Source organism: Larkinella ripae (assembly GCF_054780775.1).
Genome location: NZ_BAAGVR010000036.1, coordinates 1 through 706 on the forward strand (window position 1 = coordinate 1; position 706 = coordinate 706).

Consider the following 706-nt stretch of genomic DNA (forward strand, 5'->3'; position numbering starts at 1 on the left):
GGGCGGTTTTTGTTTTTAGTCTGCGTTTTTGCGATTCGTCCAGTTCTTCATTGCGATGCAGTGCTCGAAAGCATCCCGCAGCTTCTCATCGGGGCAAGTCTCGAAGTTTTTAGCAATCCAGTGCAGGATCACTTTTGGGCTTGAAATATCTTGAGCGCGCAGAACAAAGATCGGCTCATCAATAGCGGCCTTTTCAAGGCATGAATCGTTGGTTTTGGTACCCGGTGTTGCTTCCATTTTTATATCCTTATTTAAGTTTCCCATTTAAGAAGCTGGCCCCGATCAACCGCCAGGGCCACGCCCGAATCATATTCTCTGATCTATCGTATTGAAGCGGGGGCAGGATTTGAACCTGCAAGGATTACCTTGTCATCCAGCCAGACGGGATCCCCCGAAAGACCTGCGTTTACCAATTCCGCCACCCCGCTAAAATTTGCCGGTTACTTGCTCCGGCGACTCTTTTCGCACCCTGATGCAGCCAGTCAATAGCACCCCTGTGCGTCCTCTGTCATGCAGGTAGTCAGACCCTTGCGGGCGCCACATTCTCGCTGTCCCTCCGGTGTGGCTGTCCTTCGGTTAGATTTCTGGCTTGTCGGCCTCGTTTTGCCTTTCATCAACTAAGGGTTCATGGCTGCCGACTCGAACCCTGATCGGGACACCCGAAGGCGTTTCGTCGCACTTTCAGCGACTCATCAGCCGATTTTGA

The 706-nt window shown here is 51.8% G+C and carries 1 protein-coding gene and 1 tRNA gene; both read right to left on the reverse strand.

From position 1 onward, the window contains the following. Positions 1-15 precede the first annotated feature (15 nt). Entirely contained in the window at positions 16-237 is a 222-nt protein-coding gene (locus ACYVHX_RS29580) for a hypothetical protein (protein ID WP_460675338.1), read from the reverse strand. Positions 238-331: 94 nt separating this feature from the next. Continuing rightward, positions 332-428: transfer RNA gene (locus tag ACYVHX_RS29585), tRNA-OTHER, on the reverse strand. Positions 429-706 lie beyond the last annotated feature (278 nt).

What these genes read in the sequence shown, in the direction of transcription:
- ACYVHX_RS29580 (WP_460675338.1), bottom strand. Translation starts at nt 237, where the DNA reads ATGGAAGCAACACCGGGTACCAAAACCAACGATTCATGCCTTGAAAAG.